This is a genomic window from Burkholderia sp. PU8-34 (assembly GCF_053427725.1).
In genome coordinates this window covers 1-18,985 of sequence record NZ_JBSAXC010000024.1, presented here as the reverse complement: position 1 = coordinate 18,985, position 18,985 = coordinate 1, and the positions used below count along the sequence as shown (strand labels likewise).

The 18,985-nt window shown below is 67.1% G+C and carries 12 protein-coding genes; 11 read left to right on the top strand and 1 reads right to left on the bottom strand.

Translation table 11 applies throughout. From position 1 onward, the window contains the following. Positions 1 to 30 precede the first annotated feature (30 nt). From ACV22Z_RS32775 to ACV22Z_RS32725, 11 genes are all read left to right on the top strand, one after another. Positions 31 to 462 (top strand): ExbD/TolR family protein, encoded by a 432-nt coding sequence (locus ACV22Z_RS32775; protein ID WP_448080399.1) that lies wholly within the window; start codon positions 31 to 33, stop codon positions 460 to 462. Between the two features lie 16 nt (positions 463 to 478). Next, positions 479 to 1,669 (top strand): tetratricopeptide repeat protein, encoded by a 1,191-nt coding sequence (locus tag ACV22Z_RS32770; RefSeq protein ID WP_448080398.1) that lies wholly within the window; start codon positions 479 to 481, stop codon positions 1,667 to 1,669. A gap of 365 nt (positions 1,670 to 2,034) precedes the next feature. Continuing rightward, positions 2,035 to 2,610, top strand: a complete 576-nt coding sequence (locus ACV22Z_RS32765; protein ID WP_448080397.1) for a helix-turn-helix domain-containing protein — start codon at positions 2,035 to 2,037, stop codon at positions 2,608 to 2,610. Between the two features lie 298 nt (positions 2,611 to 2,908). Next, on the top strand, positions 2,909 to 5,710 hold the full coding sequence (locus ACV22Z_RS32760; RefSeq protein WP_448080396.1) for a TonB-dependent receptor: 2,802 nt from the start codon (positions 2,909 to 2,911) through the stop codon (positions 5,708 to 5,710). A 304-nt stretch (positions 5,711 to 6,014) separates the two neighbouring features. Beyond that, positions 6,015 to 7,994 (top strand): extracellular solute-binding protein, encoded by a 1,980-nt coding sequence (locus ACV22Z_RS32755; RefSeq protein ID WP_448080395.1) that lies wholly within the window; start codon positions 6,015 to 6,017, stop codon positions 7,992 to 7,994. Between the two features lie 13 nt (positions 7,995 to 8,007). Next, complete coding sequence (locus ACV22Z_RS32750; RefSeq protein WP_448080394.1) at positions 8,008 to 9,060, top strand: microcin C ABC transporter permease YejB; 1,053 nt, start codon at positions 8,008 to 8,010, stop codon at positions 9,058 to 9,060. Beyond that, positions 9,014 to 10,126 carry an ABC transporter permease gene (locus ACV22Z_RS32745; protein ID WP_448080393.1) on the top strand — a complete coding sequence of 371 codons (1,113 nt, stop codon included), beginning with the start codon at positions 9,014 to 9,016 and terminating at the stop codon, positions 10,124 to 10,126. The genes ACV22Z_RS32750 and ACV22Z_RS32745 overlap by 47 nt, the downstream gene beginning before the upstream one ends. After that, entirely contained in the window at positions 10,126 to 11,760 is a 1,635-nt protein-coding gene (locus ACV22Z_RS32740) for an ABC transporter ATP-binding protein (RefSeq protein ID WP_448080392.1), read from the top strand. The genes ACV22Z_RS32745 and ACV22Z_RS32740 overlap by 1 nt, the downstream gene beginning before the upstream one ends. Then, positions 11,753 to 13,186 carry a TldD/PmbA family protein gene (locus tag ACV22Z_RS32735; protein ID WP_448080391.1) on the top strand — a complete coding sequence of 478 codons (1,434 nt, stop codon included), beginning with the start codon at positions 11,753 to 11,755 and terminating at the stop codon, positions 13,184 to 13,186. The genes ACV22Z_RS32740 and ACV22Z_RS32735 overlap by 8 nt, the downstream gene beginning before the upstream one ends. After that, the gene (locus tag ACV22Z_RS32730) at positions 13,186 to 14,547 is read left to right on the top strand and encodes a metallopeptidase TldD-related protein (protein ID WP_448080390.1); all 1,362 of its coding nucleotides are present in this window, start codon (positions 13,186 to 13,188) and stop codon (positions 14,545 to 14,547) included. Before ACV22Z_RS32735 ends, ACV22Z_RS32730 begins: the two co-directional genes overlap by 1 nt. Before the next feature lie 122 nt (positions 14,548 to 14,669). Beyond that, positions 14,670 to 17,831, top strand: coding sequence for a multidrug efflux RND transporter permease subunit (locus tag ACV22Z_RS32725; RefSeq protein ID WP_448080389.1), 3,162 nt, complete (start codon positions 14,670 to 14,672; stop codon positions 17,829 to 17,831). A 43-nt stretch (positions 17,832 to 17,874) separates the two neighbouring features. On the opposite strand, the gene ACV22Z_RS32720 is transcribed toward ACV22Z_RS32725, so the two are convergent. Continuing rightward, the gene (locus ACV22Z_RS32720; protein ID WP_448080388.1) at positions 17,875 to 18,768 is read right to left on the bottom strand and encodes a LysR family transcriptional regulator; all 894 of its coding nucleotides are present in this window, start codon (positions 18,766 to 18,768) and stop codon (positions 17,875 to 17,877) included. Positions 18,769 to 18,985: the final 217 nt, after the last annotated feature.

The following is an 18,985-nucleotide window of genomic DNA, read 5'->3' as shown; positions in this document are numbered from 1 at the left end:
AGCGCCGACTCTGACCGACAGGAGTCAATCATGGGAATGAACGTGCCTTCGGGCGGAGGCGGCGCAGAACCGGACGTGATGGTCGACATCAACACCACGCCGCTGATCGACGTGATGCTGGTGCTGCTGATCATGCTGATCATCACGATCCCGATCCAGATGCATTCGGTGAAGATGGACCTGCCGGTGGGCAATCCGCCGCCGCCGGCGACGCCGCCGGAAGTCGTGCAGATCGACATCGACTTCGACGGCACGACGACGTGGAACGGTGCGCCGGTGCCGGATCGCGCGGCGCTCGAGTCGAAGCTGACGCAGGTGGCGGCGGAACCCGTGCAGGCCGAGATCCATCTGCGGCCGAACAAGCTGGTGCCGTACAAGGACGTGGCGGCCGTGCTGGCGTCCGCGCAACGCGTGGGCGCGACGAAGATCGGCCTGATCGGAAACGAGCAGTTCATGCAATGACGAAACAGGCGAGCCGATGAACCAGCGACGATGGAAACGGATGATGGTGCTGACGGCGCTCGGCGCGGCGTGCATGGCAGGCCGGCCGGCGTGGTCGGCGGATGCGCTGCGGCCGGACGTGGCGAAGCCGTTGGCGGCGGCACAGGAGCTGTACCGTGCGCACAAGTATCGTGACGCGCTCGGCAAGATCGCGCAGGCGGCCGCCGTGCCCAACCGGACGCCGTACGAAACGTACATGGTGGAAGAGATGCGCGGCGCCGCGGCGATGGCGGCCGGCGACACCGGAACGGCCGCGCAGGCGTACGAGACCGTGCTGAATTCGGGGCGGCTGTCGGGCGAGGACGAGCAGCGGACAACGGCGGCGCTGGCGGGCATCTACTTTCAGCAGAGGAACTATCCGCTGGCGATCCGGACCGCGCAGCGCTACCTGAAGGCGGGCGGAACGGATCCGGAAATGCGCACGCTACTCACGCAGTCGTACTACCTGTCGAACGACTGCAACCAGGTCGTGAGCCAGCTGAAGGCGAGCACGGATGCGCAGGCGAATGGCGGACACGCGCCGGACGAAGGGCAGTTGCAGATGCTCGCGACGTGCGCGCAAAAGGTGAAGGACCGCAACGCCTACCGTGGCGCGCTCGGCCTGCTGGTCGCCTACCACCCGAGCCCCGCGTACTGGGACGAAATGGTGTCGGCCATTCGCGGCAACCCTGGCTATCTGTCGTCGCTGGATCTCGACATCTTCCGGTTGCGCAGGGCGACGGGTTCACTGACGACGGCCGACGCCTATATGGAGATGACGCAGCTCGCGCTGGTGGCGGGGTCTCCCGCTGAAGGCAAGCAGGTGATCGATCAGGGGTTCACCTCCGGCGTGCTGGGCAAGGACGCGCAGGCGGACCGCGAGAAGCGGCTGCAGGCGCTCGCCGCCAAGCGCGCGCAACCGGGCGCGGACGCCGCGAATCCGGTCGCGCCGATCGACGCAGGCATGAACCTCGTTTTTGCCGGACAGGCCAGACAGGGGCTGTCGATGATGGAGCAGGCGATCGCGAAGGGCGGGCTCGAGCACCCCGACGCGGCCCGGCTGAGACTCGGCGAGGCGTACTACGTGGCAGGCGAAAAGGCGCGTGCGGTACAGGTGCTGCGCACGGTGAAGGGCACGGACGGATCCGGGGATCTGGCGAAGCTCTGGACGGCGGTTGCGTCCAGGTAGCGGAGGCGTGAGCGACAGCGTGCAACGCGGGCTTGGCTGACGAGCGCCATCCCGCGTGCCGTTGACGGACGCGAAGCAAGCCGAGCGGGCGCGCCGCCGTGGCAGCGCAATCGCATGGCATTCAGACCGGACGAGGAAAAGGGGAAGCCTTGTTAGTTAGTAAACCGAATGAACGGGATGCTGGCCGGGCAGACGCGCAGCAGGGGCGCCGCTTTGCACAGCGCCCCTGCTGCGCTCGGCGTCGAAAGGCGGCCGGTAATCGCACCGGGAGTCGCACCGGTAATCGCGCCGGGCCGGCCATCGCATGGCATCGGGCAGGGTCCGCTGACATCAAACCGATTTCGACTGCGAGGGTCCGTCTTTCCATGGTTTTGCCACCCGATGAGTCGGTGCTCGTCGCCGTATCGCTAGGTAACAAGATCCGGGCGCTGCGACAGCGCTTGAACCTCACGCTCGATGAAGCGGCTGCGACGGCGGGTATCTCGAAGCCGTTCCTGTCGCAGGTCGAGCGAGGACGCGCGACGCCGTCGATCACGTCGCTGGTCCGGATCGCGAAGGCGTTGGGCGTGACGGTCCAGTATTTCATCGACGCGCCGACGGAAGCGCGATCGGTGTGCCGCGCGAACGCACTGCAATATTTCCAGTTCGCGAACTCGGCCAGTTCGTTCGCCCGGCTGACGAATCTCGTGGATAGCCGGAAGCTCGACGCGATTCTGGTCAAGATGCCGGCGGGACAGTTGCCGTCGGAAGTGACCACGCATGCCGGCGAGGAGTTCCTCTACGTGATGCGCGGACAGGTCGCGCTCACGCTGGAGGATCGCACGTTCACGCTGAATGCCGGTGATACCGCGCATTACGAATCGACGATGGCGCATGCGTGGCACAACACGGCCGACGAAGAGGCGCTGATCGTCTGGGTCGGCACGCCGCGGTTGTTCTAGCGGGACGGCGCGCAAGTCCGCGCGGCATGCCGCAGTTGCGATCCATCGAATCAAAAGAAGAAAGCAGAAAGCAGAAAGAAAAGAGAAGTGCGCTCAATGTAAGTAATTAGTATGGCGAAGTAAAAATGAACGGTAGCACCGTGCGGCCTTCGTGCCTTGCGGCCGATCCGTTCGCATCACGGCGGTTGGCAGGGGCAATGGCGGGTTCCGGTACACGGGCGCCCAGGACGCGCGAAGGAGTTCACAAGGTTCCGACGCGTATCGGGTGGGGTCTTACTGACGAGCGAGAGGGAAAAAGATGAAGCAAAGAGCATTGGCGTTGGCCATCAAAAGAATAGTCTGGGCGGAACTGGCACTGACGGCCGTATTGGCGCCGCCGGCGTTCGCCCAGAGCCAGCCGGCGCCGGGCGCCGTCGCGGTCGCGGATGCGGTCGCGAACGGCGCGCCCGTGACCGTCGCCCAGGCGGGCGGGACGGCCGCCCAGACGGGTGGCACCGCGGGCGCGGCGGCGCCCGATGCCGCATCCGGCGCGGCTGCCGGTGAGGCGGCCCCGGCCGCGCCTGCGGCAAACGGGCAGGGCAAGGTCGCACAGATCAAGCGGTTCGAAGTGACGGGCTCGCTGATCCGGCAGTCCGACAAGACCGGGTTCCAGCAGGTGCAGACGATCACGCCGAAGGAGATCCAGGCCAGCGGCGCTGTGACGGTCACCGACTTCCTGCGCGATGCGTCGGCCAACTCGGCGAACAGCTGGGGCGAGGGGCAGTCGGGCAACTTTGCGGCCGGCGCCGCCGGCATTGCGCTGCGCGGGCTGTCCGAGAAATACACGCTCGTGATGATCGACGGCCAGCGTGTGGCGCCGTACGCGTTCTTCTCGAACAGCGTCGATTCGTTCTTCGACCTGAATACGCTGCCGCTCAACGACATCGAGCGCATCGAAATCGTGAAGACGGGCGCCGTGTCGCAATACGGCTCGGACGCGATCGGCGGCGTCGTCAACATCATCACGAAACACAATTTCCGCGGCCTGCAGCTCGACGGCAGCATCGGCAGCGCCATCAACGCAGGCAACGGCGACGGCACGACGAAGTTCGGCATCCTCGGCGGCTTCGGCGACCTGAATGCCGACCGCTTCAACGTGACGGCAGCGCTCAGCTATTACAAGTCGAACGGCTTCACGCTCGCCGACCGCGATTCGACGCGCGACCAGGACTTCACGGGCAAGCCGGGCGGCCTGTCGCTGCTCGCGCCGTCATACTGGAACATGCCCGGCGGCGTCGCGCAGGCGCTGAACGGCTGTCCGTTCGGCGGCTCGTTCCACTCGGCCGCGTCGAATTCGCTGTCGGCCGGGTCGCCCGGCACGGTCTGCGCATTCAACACGGCCGAAAGCACGTCGATCCTGCCGATGACCGAACGCCTGAACGCGAAGCTCCATGCGGACTTCAAGGTCAACGACACGACGACGGCGTTCGCGGATTTCCTCGAGAGCTACAACACGACCACGACCAACGACGGCCTGTGGAACAACGTGATCGGCAACCCGCAGAACCCGGCGCTCGTCTGGAATCCGCAGACGCAGCTGCTGTCGCCGTTCAACACGGTCGTGCCGGTGACCAATCCGTACAACACGACGGGGGCGGCCACGCCGCTCACGTACGCGTTCCCGAACACGGTCGCGCAGAAGACGTGGGCCAACTACTGGCGCGCGGCCGCCGGCATCAAGGGTTCGTTCACGCTGCCGTACGGTGACTGGGATTGGGCGACGTCGGTCAGCCATTCGCAAAGCACGGTGTCGAATGTCTTCACGAACCAGCTGAACGTCAATGCGCTGAACAACATCTACCAGAACGGTACGCTGAATTTCGCGAATCCGGCGGCGACGCCGAACGCGTTCAACGGCCTGTACCAGGAAGCGAACAACCTCGGCATTTCGAAGCTCGATACGATCGACGCGACGCTGTCGACGCCGAACCTGTTCCACCTGCCGACGGGCGACGTCGGTATCGGCTTCGGCGCGCAGTTCACGCACCAGAGCGAAACGCTGACGCCGGGCTCCGAGTACCTGAGCGGCGCCGTCATTACGCCGGACCTGGAGACGGTGGACGGCCAGCGCAACGTCGCGGCCGTCTACTACCAGATCAACATCCCGATCCTGCAGAACCTGACGTTCAGCCAGTCGGGCCGCTACGACCACTACACGGACGTCGGCGGCGCCTTCTCGCCGCGCTTCGCGTTGCGCTATCAACCGATCCAGGCGCTGACGCTGTATACGTCGTACAACCGCGGCTTCCGCGCGCCGACGTTCGTCGAGGACAGCAAGTCGCAGACCCTCGGCATCCAGGTCGACCCGGCCACCGGCCAGAACTACACGTCGATCACCGTCGGCAACCCGAACCTCGCGCCGGAGCGCACGCGCAACTTCAACATCGGCTTCCAGCTGTCGCCGAGCCGCTACACCGACTTCGGCTTCGACTGGTACAAGATCCGCATCGACAACGTGATCGGACAGGGTGCGCCGTCGAAGATCGCGATCGACCCGACGACGGGCCAGCTGCTGTACAAGGTGATTCCGTACCAGAACCTCGGCTACCTCGATACGAACGGCTTCGAAGGCACGTTCCGCCAGGGCGTGCCGATCAAGGGCTGGGGCACGGTCACGCTGTCGGGCGACTGGGCGTACATCAACAGCTACAAGATCGGTTTCCCGGGTGGCACGCCGATCAACGGCGCGGGCAACAACTTCACGATCACGCAGCCGTTCGGCGGCAGCTTCCCGCGCTGGCGCGGCAACACGACGCTCGACTGGAACTATCGCGGCTTCGATACCGCACTGACGTGGGAATTCACGGGCCCGTACGCGCAGAACCTGCTGCCCGCGCCGGCGCCGCAGAAGGTCGGCTCGTACAGCCAGTTCAACCTGATGATGACGTACACCGGGTTCAAGAACTGGACGATCTACGGCGGCATCAACAACATCTTCAACCGCACGCCGCCGTACGACCCGATCTTCGCGAACGGCACGCTGGACCAGAGCGGTTACGACACGTCGCTGTATTCGTACATCGGCCGTTTCGCGCAGATCGGCGCGACGTACAAGTTCTGATGACGAGCGCGGAGAACTGACAGGCTTACGATAGGCCGCTCCACATGCCTGAATCCACCCCTTCGGAGCGGCCTCTTTTTGCCTGGCGCCGCAGCGGCCCGCAACCGGGACGCGCGACGGCGCACAGCGGTACCCGATCTTCGGGAACACGGACACAACGCAGGGCGAAGCCGCCCGGTGCCGCGACGGCGCCACCGGCATGCGTCCGGCATGGGCATCGACCGCGCGCGGGCCGCGAACCGGCGCGCTTCTGGGCAGGCTGACGATGAGACTGTTGAAGTGGCGAAGGCCACGCACGCCGCACATGCCGCAAACGCGTCACTCACCGCGTTTGACGCCGCGTTTGACCCAAGCCGCGCGCCCCGCGACGCGTGCACGCGCATGCGTGCCGAACGGCGTGCGCAAGGGCGTGCGCAAGGGCGTGCGAGCCGCACTCATCGCATGCGCGGTGTTGGTTGTCAGCGGCGCGATGAGCCAAGCGGCGCTCGCCGTGCCGGCGATCGCGCAATATGGCCAGCCGAAGTATTCGCCGGACTTCACGCATTTCGACTATGCGGACCCCGACGCGCGGGACGACGGCACGCTCAACTTCGAGAACTACAACGAGGCGCAAAGCTACGACTCGCTGAATCCGTTCCTCGTGCGCGGCTCCCCCGCGCCGGACATCCAGAACCTGATGTTCGACACGCTGATGCAGCGCAGCTGGGACGAGCTCGCGTCCGAATACGCGCTGATCGCCGACGACGTCGAGGTGGCGCCTGACCGGAGCGCGGCGACGTTCCACCTGAACCCGGCCGCACGCTTCTCGAACGGCGACCCGATCACCGCGGCCGACGTCAAGTACTCGTTCGACACGCTGACGAGCCCGCAGGCGTCGCCGCTCTTCAACGCGCAGTTCTCGGTGATCCGGCGTGCGGTGATCGTCGACGGCCGCACGATCCGCTTCGAGTTCAAGCATCCGGAGCGCGATGCCGCGCTGATCGCGGGCGACCTGCCGGTGTTCTCGCCGAAGTGGGGGCAGCGCGCGGACGGCACGCGGCCGCCGTTCGACCAGATCGCGACCGTGCCGCCGATTGCGAGCGGCGCGTACCTGATCGAGCAGCGCAGGAACGACAAGCAGATCAGTTACGTGCGCAATCCGCACTACTGGGCGGCGAACCTGCCGTCCCGGCGCGGGATGTTCCGCTTCGCGCGCGTGTCGTTCAAGCTGTACCTCGACCAGTACACGCAGCTCGAGGCGTTCAAGGCCGGCGACACCGACGCGCGGATGGAATACAGCTCGACGCAGTGGGCGCGCAAGTACGTCGGCAAGAACTTTCGCAACGGGATGCTGAAGAAGGGGGAATTCCCGGACGGCCCCGCACAGATGCAAGGGTTCATGGTGAACATGCGCAAGCCGATGTTCCAGGACGTGCGCGTGCGGCACGCGCTCGCGCTGGCGTTCGACTACGACTGGATGAACCGGATGATGTTCTACGGCCAGTACCGCCGCACCAACAGCTTCTGGGAGGCGAGCCCGTTCGCGGCGTCGGGGACGCCGAGCGACAAGGAGCTGGCGCTGCTCGAGCCGTATCGCGCCGAGCTGCCGCCGGAAGTATTCGGCCCGATGATCAAGCAGCCGTCGACGCTGCCGCCCGGCTCGCTGCGCGAGAACCTGAAACAGGCGCGCGACCTGCTCGCGTCCGCCGGCTGGCACTACAGCGACGGCGCGCTGCGCGACGCGAACGGCACGCCGATGACGATCGAGATCATCGACGACCAGCCCGGCATGGACCGCCTGATCCTGCCGTATATCCAGGCGCTCGCGACGCTCGGCATCCACGCGTACATGCACGAGATCGACAGCGCGGTCTACCAGAAGCGCCTCGACAGCTTCCAGTACGACATGACGACGTACATCTATTCGCCGGTCACGATCCCGGGCGCGGAGCTGACACGCCGATTCGGCAGCGCGGCGGCATCGCAGCCCGGCTCGGAAAACTATCCGGGCGTGAAATCGAAGGCGGTCGACGCGCTGATCCGCGCGGCACTGTCGGCCGACACGCTCGACGATCTCGAAACCGCGACGCACGCGCTCGACCGCGTGCTGATCAACCTGTACGTGCTCGTGCCGCAGTACTACCTGCCGAACGCGCGGATCGCGTACAAGTCGACGTTCGGTCATCCGCGGATCGTGCCGGCTTCCTATCTGTACGAGGACTGGATCGTCGACTACTGGTACATGAAGCGGCCGCCGGCTGAATCGGCGAAAACGCCGGCGGCGAATCCGGGTCCGGCGGCCTGACGAGGGGGCAACGATGCTGGCATACATACTCAGACGGCTGCTGCTGATGATCCCGACGTTGATCGGCGTGGTGACGATCACGTTCGTGGTCACGCAGTTCGTGCCGGGCGGCCCGGTCGAGCAGGTGCTGACGCAGCTGCGCCACGGCGGAGCGCGCGGTGGCGAGGCGGGCAGCGGCTCGGGCGGCTACCACGGCAGCCAGGGCGTCGATCCGCAGCAGATCGAGCAGATCCGCAAGCAGTTCGGCTTCGACAAGCCGCCGCTCGCGCGCTACGTGCTGATGCTGAAGAGCTATGCGACGTTCGACCTGGGCCAGTCGTACTACGCGCATCGAAGCGTGTGGGAGGTGATCCGCTCGAAGCTGCCCGTATCGGTCACGCTCGGGCTGTGGACGGTGATCCTCACGTATCTGGTGTCGGTGCCGCTCGGCATCGCGAAAGCGGTGCGCAACGGTTCCCGGTTCGACACCGCGACGAGCGTGATGGTGCTGGCCGGCTATGCGGTCCCGGGCTTCGTGCTTGGCGTGCTGCTGCTGATGCTGTTCGGCGGCGGCACGTTCTGGCAGGTGTTTCCGATGCGCGGGCTCACGTCGGACAACTTCGACGAGCTGACGCTCGTCGGCCAGGTGCTCGACTATCTGTGGCACATCGTGATGCCGGTGACGGCGTCGGTGATCGGCAACTTCGCGATCGTCACGATCCTGACGAAGAACACGTTCCTCGAGGAAATCGGCCGGCAGTATGTGCTGACCGCGCGCGCGAAAGGCGCGCCGGAGCGCGACGTGCTGTGGAAGCACGTGCTGCGCAACGCGGCGATTCCGCTGCTCACCGGGCTGCCGGCGGCGTTCGTCGGCGCGTTCCTGAACGGCAACCTGCTGATCGAGACGCTGTTCTCGCTCGACGGCATGGGGCAACTGTCGTACGACTCGGTGATCCGCCGCGACTATCCGGTCGTGCTCGGCTCGCTGTTCCTGTTCACGCTGATCGGCCTGCTGACCAAACTCATTGCTGACGTCTGCTATGTCCTCGTCGACCCCCGCATCCAATTCAGCCGCCTGGACCACTGACCAGGCGTGCGCCGCCTGCGCGGCATCGCCGTCGCCGTGGCGGCGCACGTGGCAGCGTTTTCGCGCGCAGCCGCTCGGCTACTGGAGCCTCGTGATCTTCGCGGCGCTGTTCGCGCTCAGCCTGGGCGCCGACGTGCTGTCGAACGACCGGCCGCTGATCGTGCGCTATGACGGGCACTATTACTTTCCGATCGTGAAGGACTATCCGGAGACCGAGTTCGGCGGCGACTTCCCGGCGAAGACGAACTACCTCGATCCGACCATCCGCACGAAGATCGAGTCCGGCGGCAACTTCGCGGTCTACCCGCCGAACCGCTACCGCTTCGACACGATCGACTATTTCGCGTCGCGGCCGTATCCGGCGCCGCCGTCGGCGAGCAATTGGCTCGGCACCGACCAGTTCGGACGCGACGTGCTCGCGCGGCTGCTGTACGGGTTCCGGCTGTCGGTGCTGATGGCGTTCGCGCTGACGGTGTCGGGCGTGCTGGTCGGCGTGCTCACCGGCGCGCTGCAGGGCTTCTACGGCGGCCGCACCGACCTGATCGGACAGCGGCTGATCGAGATCTGGAGCGCGCTGCCGGACCTGTACCTGCTGATCATCTTCGCGTCGATCTTCACGCCGTCGCTGTGGCTGCTGTTCATCCTGCTGTCGATGTTCGGCTGGCTCGTGCTGTCCGACTACGTGCGCGCCGAATTCCTGCGCAACCGCGCGCTCGATTACGTGAAAGCGGCGCGCACGATGGGGCTGACGAACGCGCAGATCATGTGGCGCCACGTGCTGCCGAACAGCCTCACGCCCGTGATCACGTTCCTGCCGTTCCGGATGAGCGCGGCGATCCTGTCGCTGACGAGCCTCGATTTCCTGGGCCTCGGCGTGCAACCGCCGACCCCGAGCCTCGGCGAGCTGCTTCAGGAGGGCAAGAACAATCTCGACGCGTGGTGGATCTCGATCTCGGCCTTCGCGGCGCTGGTGGTGACGTTGCTGCTGCTGACGTTCATGGGCGACGCGCTGCGCAACGCGCTCGACGCGCGCGCGCGCGGCTCGGCATTCGGCGGGGAGCAATGATGACGAACGCGTTGCTGCAGATCGACCGGTTTTCGGTGCGCTTCGGCGCGAAGGTGGCCGTGCAGGACCTGAGCCTGTCGATCGGCCGCGGCGAGCGCGTGGCGCTCGTCGGTGAGTCGGGTTCGGGCAAGAGCGTGACCGCGCTGTCGATCCTGCGGCTCGCGCAGCAGGCGACGCTGTCGGGCCGGATGCTGTTCGACGGCGAGGACCTGCTCGCGAAGACCGAACAGCAGATGCGCGGGATCCGCGGCGCCGATATCGCGATGGTGTTCCAGGAGCCGATGACGGCGCTGAATCCGCTGTACACGATCGGCAAGCAGATCGCCGAAAGCCTGCGTTTGCACGAGGGGCTGCGGCCGGGCGACGCGCGCGAGCGCGGGATCGCGCTGCTGCGGCGCACCGGGATTCCGGAGCCGGAGCGGCGGATCGACAGCTTTCCGCATCAGCTGTCGGGCGGGCAGCGGCAGCGCGCGATGATCGCGATGGCGCTCGCGTGCCGGCCGCGGCTGTTGCTGGCCGACGAGCCGACGACGGCGCTCGACGTGACGGTGCGCCAGCAGATCGTCGACCTGCTGATCGAACTGCAGGAACAGGAGGCCGCCGCGCGCGGGATGGCCGTGCTGCTGATTACGCACGACCTGAATCTCGTGCGGCGCTTCGCGCAGCGCGTGGCCGTGATGGAAAAGGGCGTGCTTGTGGAGACGAACACGACCGATGCGCTGTTCTCGAACCCGCAGCATGCGTATACGCAGCGGCTGCTCGACAGCGCGCCGCAACGGGCCGTCGAACCGGTCGCTGCCGGCGCGCGGACGATCCTCGACGTGAAGGACCTCGCCATCGATTACCGCATTGCGGCGAAAGGCTGGCGCTCGGTGCTGGGAAAGACGACGTTCCGGGCCGTGCACGACGTGAAGCTGAGCCTGAAGCGCGGCGAGACGCTCGGGATCGTCGGCGAGTCGGGCTCGGGGAAATCGACGCTCGCGTCGGCCGTGCTCGGATTGCAGCGACCGGCGGCCGGCGGGATCGAGATCGACGGCATGCCGCTCGACGTGCTGCGGACGACGCGCGGCCGGCGCACGCTGTACGGCAGGATGCAGGTCGTGTTCCAGGATCCGTTCGGCTCGCTGTCGCCGCGGATGACGGTCGAGCAGATCGTCGGCGAGGGGCTCGCGGTGCACCGGCCCGAGGTGGACGGGGATGCGCGGCGTGCGCGGATTGCCGCGCTGCTTCAGGAAGTCGGCTTGCCCGCGGAGTCGATGCTGCGCTATCCGCACGAATTCTCCGGCGGCCAGCGGCAGCGGATCGCGATCGCGCGGGCGCTCGCGGTGGAGCCGGAACTGCTGGTGCTGGACGAGCCGACGAGCGCGCTCGACGTGTCGATCCAGAAGCAGGTGCTGAATCTGCTGACGAATCTGCAAAAGAAGTACAAACTGAGCTACTTGTTCATCACGCACGACCTCGCGGTGATGCGCGCGATGGCGCACCGGGTCATCGTGATGAAGGCGGGGCGCGTGGTCGAGGAGGGCGATACGCTCGACGTGCTTCACGCGCCGTCCCATCCGTATACGCAGGCGCTGCTCGCGTCGTCGATGCTGGCACCCGAACGCGGCCTGCAAGAGAGCGCAGATGATTGACGAGAACTGGGCGAAGCGCGCCCAAGGGTTACGCAGCGATGCCGATTTCTGGTCGCTGCGCATCGTCGACGAGACGATCGACGAGCACGCGGTGCGCAACGACGTCGCGCAGCCGTTTTCGCGCACGCGCGAACGCGGCGCGATGCTGACGGCGTGGGCCGGCGCGGGCGCCGGCTACGCGGCAACGGCCGACCTGTCCGCCGCCGGGCTGCAGGCGGCGCTCGATGTCGCGACGGCGCGCGCGCAGGCGAGCGCGCCGTGGTCGCTGGTCGATCATCGGCAGGCTGCACGTCCGCAAGCGGGCGGCACCTATGCATCGCCGGGCGTCGACAGCGCGTTGCCGTCCCGCACCGAATGGATCGAGCGGCTCGCGCACGAATGCGCGGCCGCGAACCTCGACGCGCGCATCGTCGAGCGCACGGCGAGCGTGATGGTCACGCACACCGAGCAGTTTTATCTGACGAGCGACGGCGTGCGGATCGACCAGCGATTCCGCTTCCTGATGCCGGAGCTGCAAGCCGTCGCGCACGGCGATGGCGACACGCAGGTGCGTTCGCTCGGCCAATCGGGCACGCTTGCGCAGGGCGGGCTCGACGTGCTCGCGCGTTACGGCTTCGACGGCGCCGGCGCACGCGTCGCCGACGAGGCGCTGCAATTGCTCGCGGCGCCGAACTGCCCGTCCGGCCGTCGCGACCTGTTGCTGATGCCGGACCAGATGATGCTGCAGATCCACGAGTCGATCGGCCATCCGCTGGAGCTCGACCGGATCCTCGGCGACGAGCGCAACTTCGCCGGATGGAGCTTCGTGAAGCCGGAGATGGTCGGCCAATACCAGTATGGATCGCCGCTGCTGAACGTCACGTTCGATCCGGAGCCGGTTGCCGAGGCCGCATCCTATGCGTTCGACGACGACGGCACGCCCGCGCGCAAGCAGTACCTGATCCGCAACGGCGTGCTCGAGCGGCTGCTCGGCGGGGCGCTGTCGCAACAGCGCGCGAGCCTGCCGGGCGTCGCCAACTCGCGCGCGTCGAACTGGAACCGGGCACCGATCGACCGGATGGCGAACCTGAACGTCGAGCCCGGCGACCAGCCGCTCGACGCGCTGATCGCGGGCATCGAGCGCGGGATCCTGATGCGCACCAACACGTCCTGGTCGATCGACGATCACCGCAACAAATTCCAGTTCGGCTGCGAATTCGGGCAACTGATCGAGAACGGCCGGCTCACGCAGGTCGTCAAGCGCCCGAACTACCGCGGCATCTCCGCACAGTTCTGGCGCAGCCTGCGCGCGGTCGGCGACGCCAGCACGTTCGGCATCTACGGCACGCCGTACTGCGGGAAGGGCGAGCCCGCGCAGATCATTCGTGTCGGCCACGCATCGCCGGCCTGCGTGTTCGCCGACGTCGACGTATTCGGAGGCGCGTGATGACGGGATTCAATACGACGGCGCCACGCGGCGGGATCGACTGGCATGCGCATTTCGCCCGGCTCGCCGACGAGGCCGAGCGGTTGACGAAGCCGACGGAAACCGTGTTGCTCGGCTTCTCCGGCGAAACCTCCGATTTCATCCGCTTCAATGGCGGCAAGATTCGCCAGACGGGGCGCGTCACGCAGGGGCGGCTTGCCGTGCGGCTCGTCGACGGCGCACGGCAGGCGCGCTCGTCACTGACCGTCTGCGGCGATCCGGCTGCCGATCTGCCCGAACTGGCGGCCGCGCTCGCCGTGTTGCGCGACGGGCTGCGCGATGCGCCGGACGATCCGCATCTGCTGTTCGACACGTCGGCCTGGAAGCAGGAGACGCGCCGCGCCGGCCGCCTGCCGGATGCGGACGGGCTCGCGCGCGTCGTCGCCGAATGCGCGCGCGGGCTCGACTTCGTCGGCTTCCATGCGGGCGGCACGCTCGCGCGCGGCTTCGCGTCGTCGACCGGCAGCCGTGGCTGGTACGAGGTCGCGAACTTCGACTTCAGCTGGTCGCTGTACGACCCGAGCGGCCGCGCGATCAAGACCGTCTATGCGGGCGACGACTGGAGCGACGCGGCGTTCGCGGCGAAGGTCGACGCGGCCGCCGCGCGGCTGCCGGTGCTTGGACGCACGCCGAAAGCGCTGGCGCCCGGACGCTACCGCGCCTATTTCGCGCCGGACGCCGTCAACGAGATGACGGGCCTGCTCGGCTGGAGCGGCTTTTCGGCGCGCGCGCTCGCGAGTGCGCGCAGCCCGCTGCACCGGCTTTATGCGGGCGACGTCGCGCTCGACCCGCGGGTGTCGATTGCCGAGGATTTCTCGCTCGGCATCGCGCCGGCTTTCAACGCGGACGGCTACCGGCGCGACAGCGTGCCGCTCGTCGTTGCGGGGCGGGGCGCCGGGCAACTCGTGTGCGCACGCACCGCGCGCGAGCACGGGCTCGTGCCGAACGGCGCGGGCGACGACGAAACGCCACATTCGTTGTCGATCGCAGGCGGCACGCTCGCCGACGTCGACGTGCTTGCTGCGCTCGACACGGGGCTTTATGTCGGCAATCTCTGGTACCTGAATTTCTCGGATCCGATCGCGTGCCGGATGACGGGCATGACGCGTTTCGCGACGTTCTGGGTCGAAGGCGGGCAGATCGTCGCGCCGGTCGACGCGATGCGGTTCGACGACAGCTTCTACCGGCTGTTCGGCCCGGAGCTCGAACAGCTCGGCGCGGCGCCAGCGCTGCTCGCGAACGACAGCACGTACGGCGAGCGCGCGACGGGAGGCGCGAAGGTGCCGGGCCTGCTCGCGCGATCGTTCGAGCTGACGCTGTAGCGCGATGAGTTCCTCAGTCACGATGCGGCGTCCCGCCGGTTCGACGCGCGGTGCGCGCGGCGCGGCGGCATGCGCCGCCGGGCCGCTGGCCATCCGCTGACCCCACCGTTCACCGCACGCCGATGCCGTCATTCTTCATCGACCGTCCCGTCTTCGCATGGATCGTCGCACTCGCGATCGTCGTCGCGGGCGTGCTCGCGATTCCGCAGCTTCCGATCGCGCAATACCCGCGCCTCGCGCCACCGCGGGTCGTGATCACCGCGACGTATCCGGGCGCGTCGACGGAGACGGTCGACGGCGACGTCGGCAGCATCATCGAGGAAAGCCTCGACGGCGCCGACGGGCTGCTGTACTACGAGACCAGCAGCGACGGTCACGGTGACCTCGAGATCGACGTGACGTTTGCGCCCGGCACCGATCCGGACATCGCGCTCGTCGACGTGAACAACCGGCTGAAGCAGGTCGAGCCGCGGCTGCCGCAGCAGGTCGTCCAGCAGGGGATCAGCGTGTTCAAGGCGGCGAACACGTTCCTGATGCTCGTCACGCTGACGTCGACCGACGGCACGCGCGATTCCGCGCAGCTCGGCGACTACCTGAACCGCTACGTGCTGCGCGAACTGAAGCGTGCGCCGGGCGTCGGCGCGGCCGAGCAGTGGGACGCCGACGAGGCGTTGCGGGTCTGGCTCGACCCGCAGAAGCTGCGTGAATACGATCTCGGCGCCGACGACGTGATCGCGGCGATCGGCACGCAGAACGCGACGGTGACGGCCGGCGCGATCGGCGATGCGCCGTTCGTGCGCGGCCAGCAGCTCACCGCGTCGATCATCGTCAAGGGGCAGCTCGTGTCGCCGGAGGAGTTCGGCCGGATCGTGCTGAAGTCGAAGCCGGACGGTTCGGCGGTGCGCGTGGCCGACGTCGCGCGCATCGAAATCGGCCGCGACGACTATTCGTTCTATTCGCGGCTGAACGGCAAGCCGGCGGCAACCGTCGGCATCCAGCTCGGCCCGCGCGGCAACGCGCTCGAAACGTCGAACGCGATCCGCGCGCGGCTCGCCGAACTGTCGAAGACGCTGCCGCCCGGCGTCGCGGTCGAGATTCCGTTCGACGGCGCGCATTTCGTGAAGATCGCGATCCGGGAAGTCGTGCTGACGCTCGTCGAGGCCGTCGTGCTGGTGTTCTGCGTGATGTGGCTGTTCCTGCGCGACCTGCGCTACACGCTCGTGCCGACCGTCGTGATTCCCGTCACGCTGATGGGCGCGTTCGTCGCGATGTGGGCGTTCGGGTTGTCGATCAATGTGTTCACGATGTTCGGCCTCGTGCTGGCGATCGGCATCCTCGTCGACGATGCGATCGTCGTCGTCGAGAGCGTGCACCGCGTGATGGAGGAGGGCGCGTCGCCGCGTGATGCGACGCGCCGTGCGATGAAGCGGATCGGCGGTGCGATCGTCGGCGTGACCGCGGTGCTGACCGCCGTGTTCGTGCCGATGGCGTTTTTCCCGGGCAGCGTCGGCGGCATCTACCGGCAGTTCGCGGTGTCGATGATCGCGTCGATGCTCGTGTCGTCGTTCATGGCGTTGTCGCTGACGCCCGCGCTGTGCGCGAACCTGCTGAAGCCGGTGCCGCGTCACGACGGCAAGGCCGGCCGCGCACGCCGGCGCGGCTTCGGCGCGCGTCTGGCCGACCGTTTCGGCACGGCCTTCGCACGCGCCGAATCCGGCTATCGTCGTGTCACCGTGTTCGCGGTGCGCCGCACCGGCGTGGTCGCGGCCGTCTACGCCGCGCTCGTGGCCGCATGCGGACTGCTGTACTGGATGATGCCGGGTGGCTTCCTGCCGACCGAGGACCAGGGACAACTGCAGGTGATGATCCAGTTGCCGGCGGGCGCCACGCAGGGGCGCACGCTTGCCGTCGTCGAGCGCGTCGAAGCGATCCTGCACGCGCAGCCGGCGATCGCGAACGTGACGAGCGTGATCGGCTGGAGCTTTGCGGGCAGCGGGCAGAACGTCGGGATGGCGTTCGTCGAGCTGAAGGACTGGGCGCAGCGCGACGTCGACGCGATCGCGTTGCGCGACCGGTTGAACGAGCGCTTCGGCACGATCCTCGACGGTGATGTCGAAGCGGCGCTGCCGCCGTCGGTGCGCGGCATCGGGCACGCGGACGGATTCACGTTCCGGCTCGAGGATCGGGGCGGCGTCGGGCTCGACGCGTTGAAGGCGGCTCGCGAGCAGCTGTCCGAACGCGCGAAGGCGGACCCGGCGCTCGCGTCCGTGCATTCCGAAGACCTGCCGGACGCACCGCGCATCGAACTCGACGTCGATCGCGCGAAGGCGTATGCGCTCGGCGTGCCGTTCGAGCGGATCACGGGTCTTCTCGGCGGCACGTTCGGCTCGAACTACGTCAACGATTTCCCGGCGTCGGGCCGGATGCGTCGCGTGATCATCGAGGCCGATCCGGCCGCGCGCGCGACCGACGCGGAGCTGATGGCGCTGACGGTGCCGAACCGGACGGGCGACATGGTCCCGCTGTCGGCCATCGCCGCGCCGCACTGGACGATCGGCCCCGTAATGCTGAATCGCTACAACGGCTATCCGTCGCTCGACATCAGCGGCAGGGCGGCGACCGGCACCAGCTCGGGCGTGGCCATGGCGGAACTGGAGCGGCTCGCTGCCGCGTTGCCGACCGGGATCGGCTACGACTGGGTCGACGCGGCGCGCGAGGAGCAGACCGCTGCGCGGCAAACGCCGCTTCTCGTTGCGTTGTCGGTGCTCGCGGTCTTCATGGCGCTTGCTGCGCTGTACGAAAGCTGGACGATCCCGCTGTCCGTGCTGACGATCGTGCCGCTCGGCATGGTTGGCGCGATTGCGGCAGCGCTCGCGCGCGGCATGCCGAACGACGTGTACTTCAAGGTCGGGATGATCACGGTGATCGGGCTGTCGGCGAAGAACGCGATCCTGATCGTCCAGTACGCACGGGATCTCGTCGGACGCGGCGTGCCGCTGCGGCAGGCGGTGGTCGACGCGGCCGCCGCGCGGTTCCGGCCGATCGTGATGACGTCGATGGCGTTCCTGCTCGGCGTCGTGCCGCTCGTGCTCGCGACGGGCGCTGGCGCGGAAAGCCGTCGCTCGATCGGCACCGGTGCGTTCGGGGGCGTGCTTGCCGCGACGGTGTTCGGGCTCGTGTTCGCGCCGGTCGCGTTTCGCGTCGTCGCGTCCGTCGGCCGGCGTGGCCGGCGCGTCGCGATGACGCGGCGCGATGCGCGTCAGGCGGAGACGGTCGGGGAGTGATTTTCGGCGGTGGCGGGCCGGGGTGCGGTTCGACGCTCGATGTTCACGGCTCCGGGTTCAGGCGGTTCGCAATCTCGAGGAAATTGGCGGTCTTTGCCGTTGTCGCGTCCTTGCGTGACGCAAGCGCCAGACGGATCGCGATATTGCCACCGACGACATCCGCATAGACGACGCCTTCAACATGGATCCGGCAAACCGATGCCGGCACCAGCGACACGCCGAATTCCGCCGCGACGAGATTGACGACCGACGAGAGTTGCGGAGCCTGTTGGCCCATGATGGGTTCAAACCCGGCGTCCCGACACGCGCCGACGATCACGTCGTGCAACGTCGGGCTCGCTTCGCGAGGAAGCAGGACAAATGGCTCCTCCGCCAGCGCAGCAAGCGGGATCTTCCGTTTTTTCGCGAACGAATGCGTGGCAGGCAGGACGAGCCTCATCGGCTCGACGGCAATATGGTGGAATACAACCCCTGCCGGCGATTGACTCCCGAGGCGCACGAAGGCGACATCAAGACGGCCGTCATCCAGATACGCAAGCAATTGCGCCGTGTTGCCTTCGACCAGGGTAAGCGACACGGCCGGATATGACTGACGAAACTGACGGATCAGATTGGGTACGATCGGGTTGAAGGCGGCGGATCCGGTAAAACCGATGTTCAGTTGCCCGGTTTCGCCACGCCCGGCGCTTTGTGCGTTCTTGATTGCATGACGCGCATCGTCCAGCAACCGTTTTGCATCGACCGCGAACGCTTCACCCGCTTCGGTGAGCAGGACGCCATGGCCGGTCCGGCGAAACAGACGGACACCCAGTTCGTCCTCCAGCGCATGGATCTGCTGACTGAGCGGCGGCTGACCGATTCCCAGCTTTTCCGCGGCGCGGGTCACGTTGCGTTCCTCCGCGACGGCGAGGAAATAGCGGATATGGCGAAGTTCCATCCTGATATCTGTGAAAACTATTTCAGAAAGATGAGATAGATATTGGACAGAATATCACTACGGAAAGACAATGGCGCAAATTTGCCGGCGCACGGAATGCCGGCAAGCATCTGGCGTGTGCCGCCGTCCCCGCTCCCCACGACATCGCGACATGACGCGGATGGCGCAACCATTCATGCATGGCAACATGCCCAGATGCGATCTGTCATCCAATCAG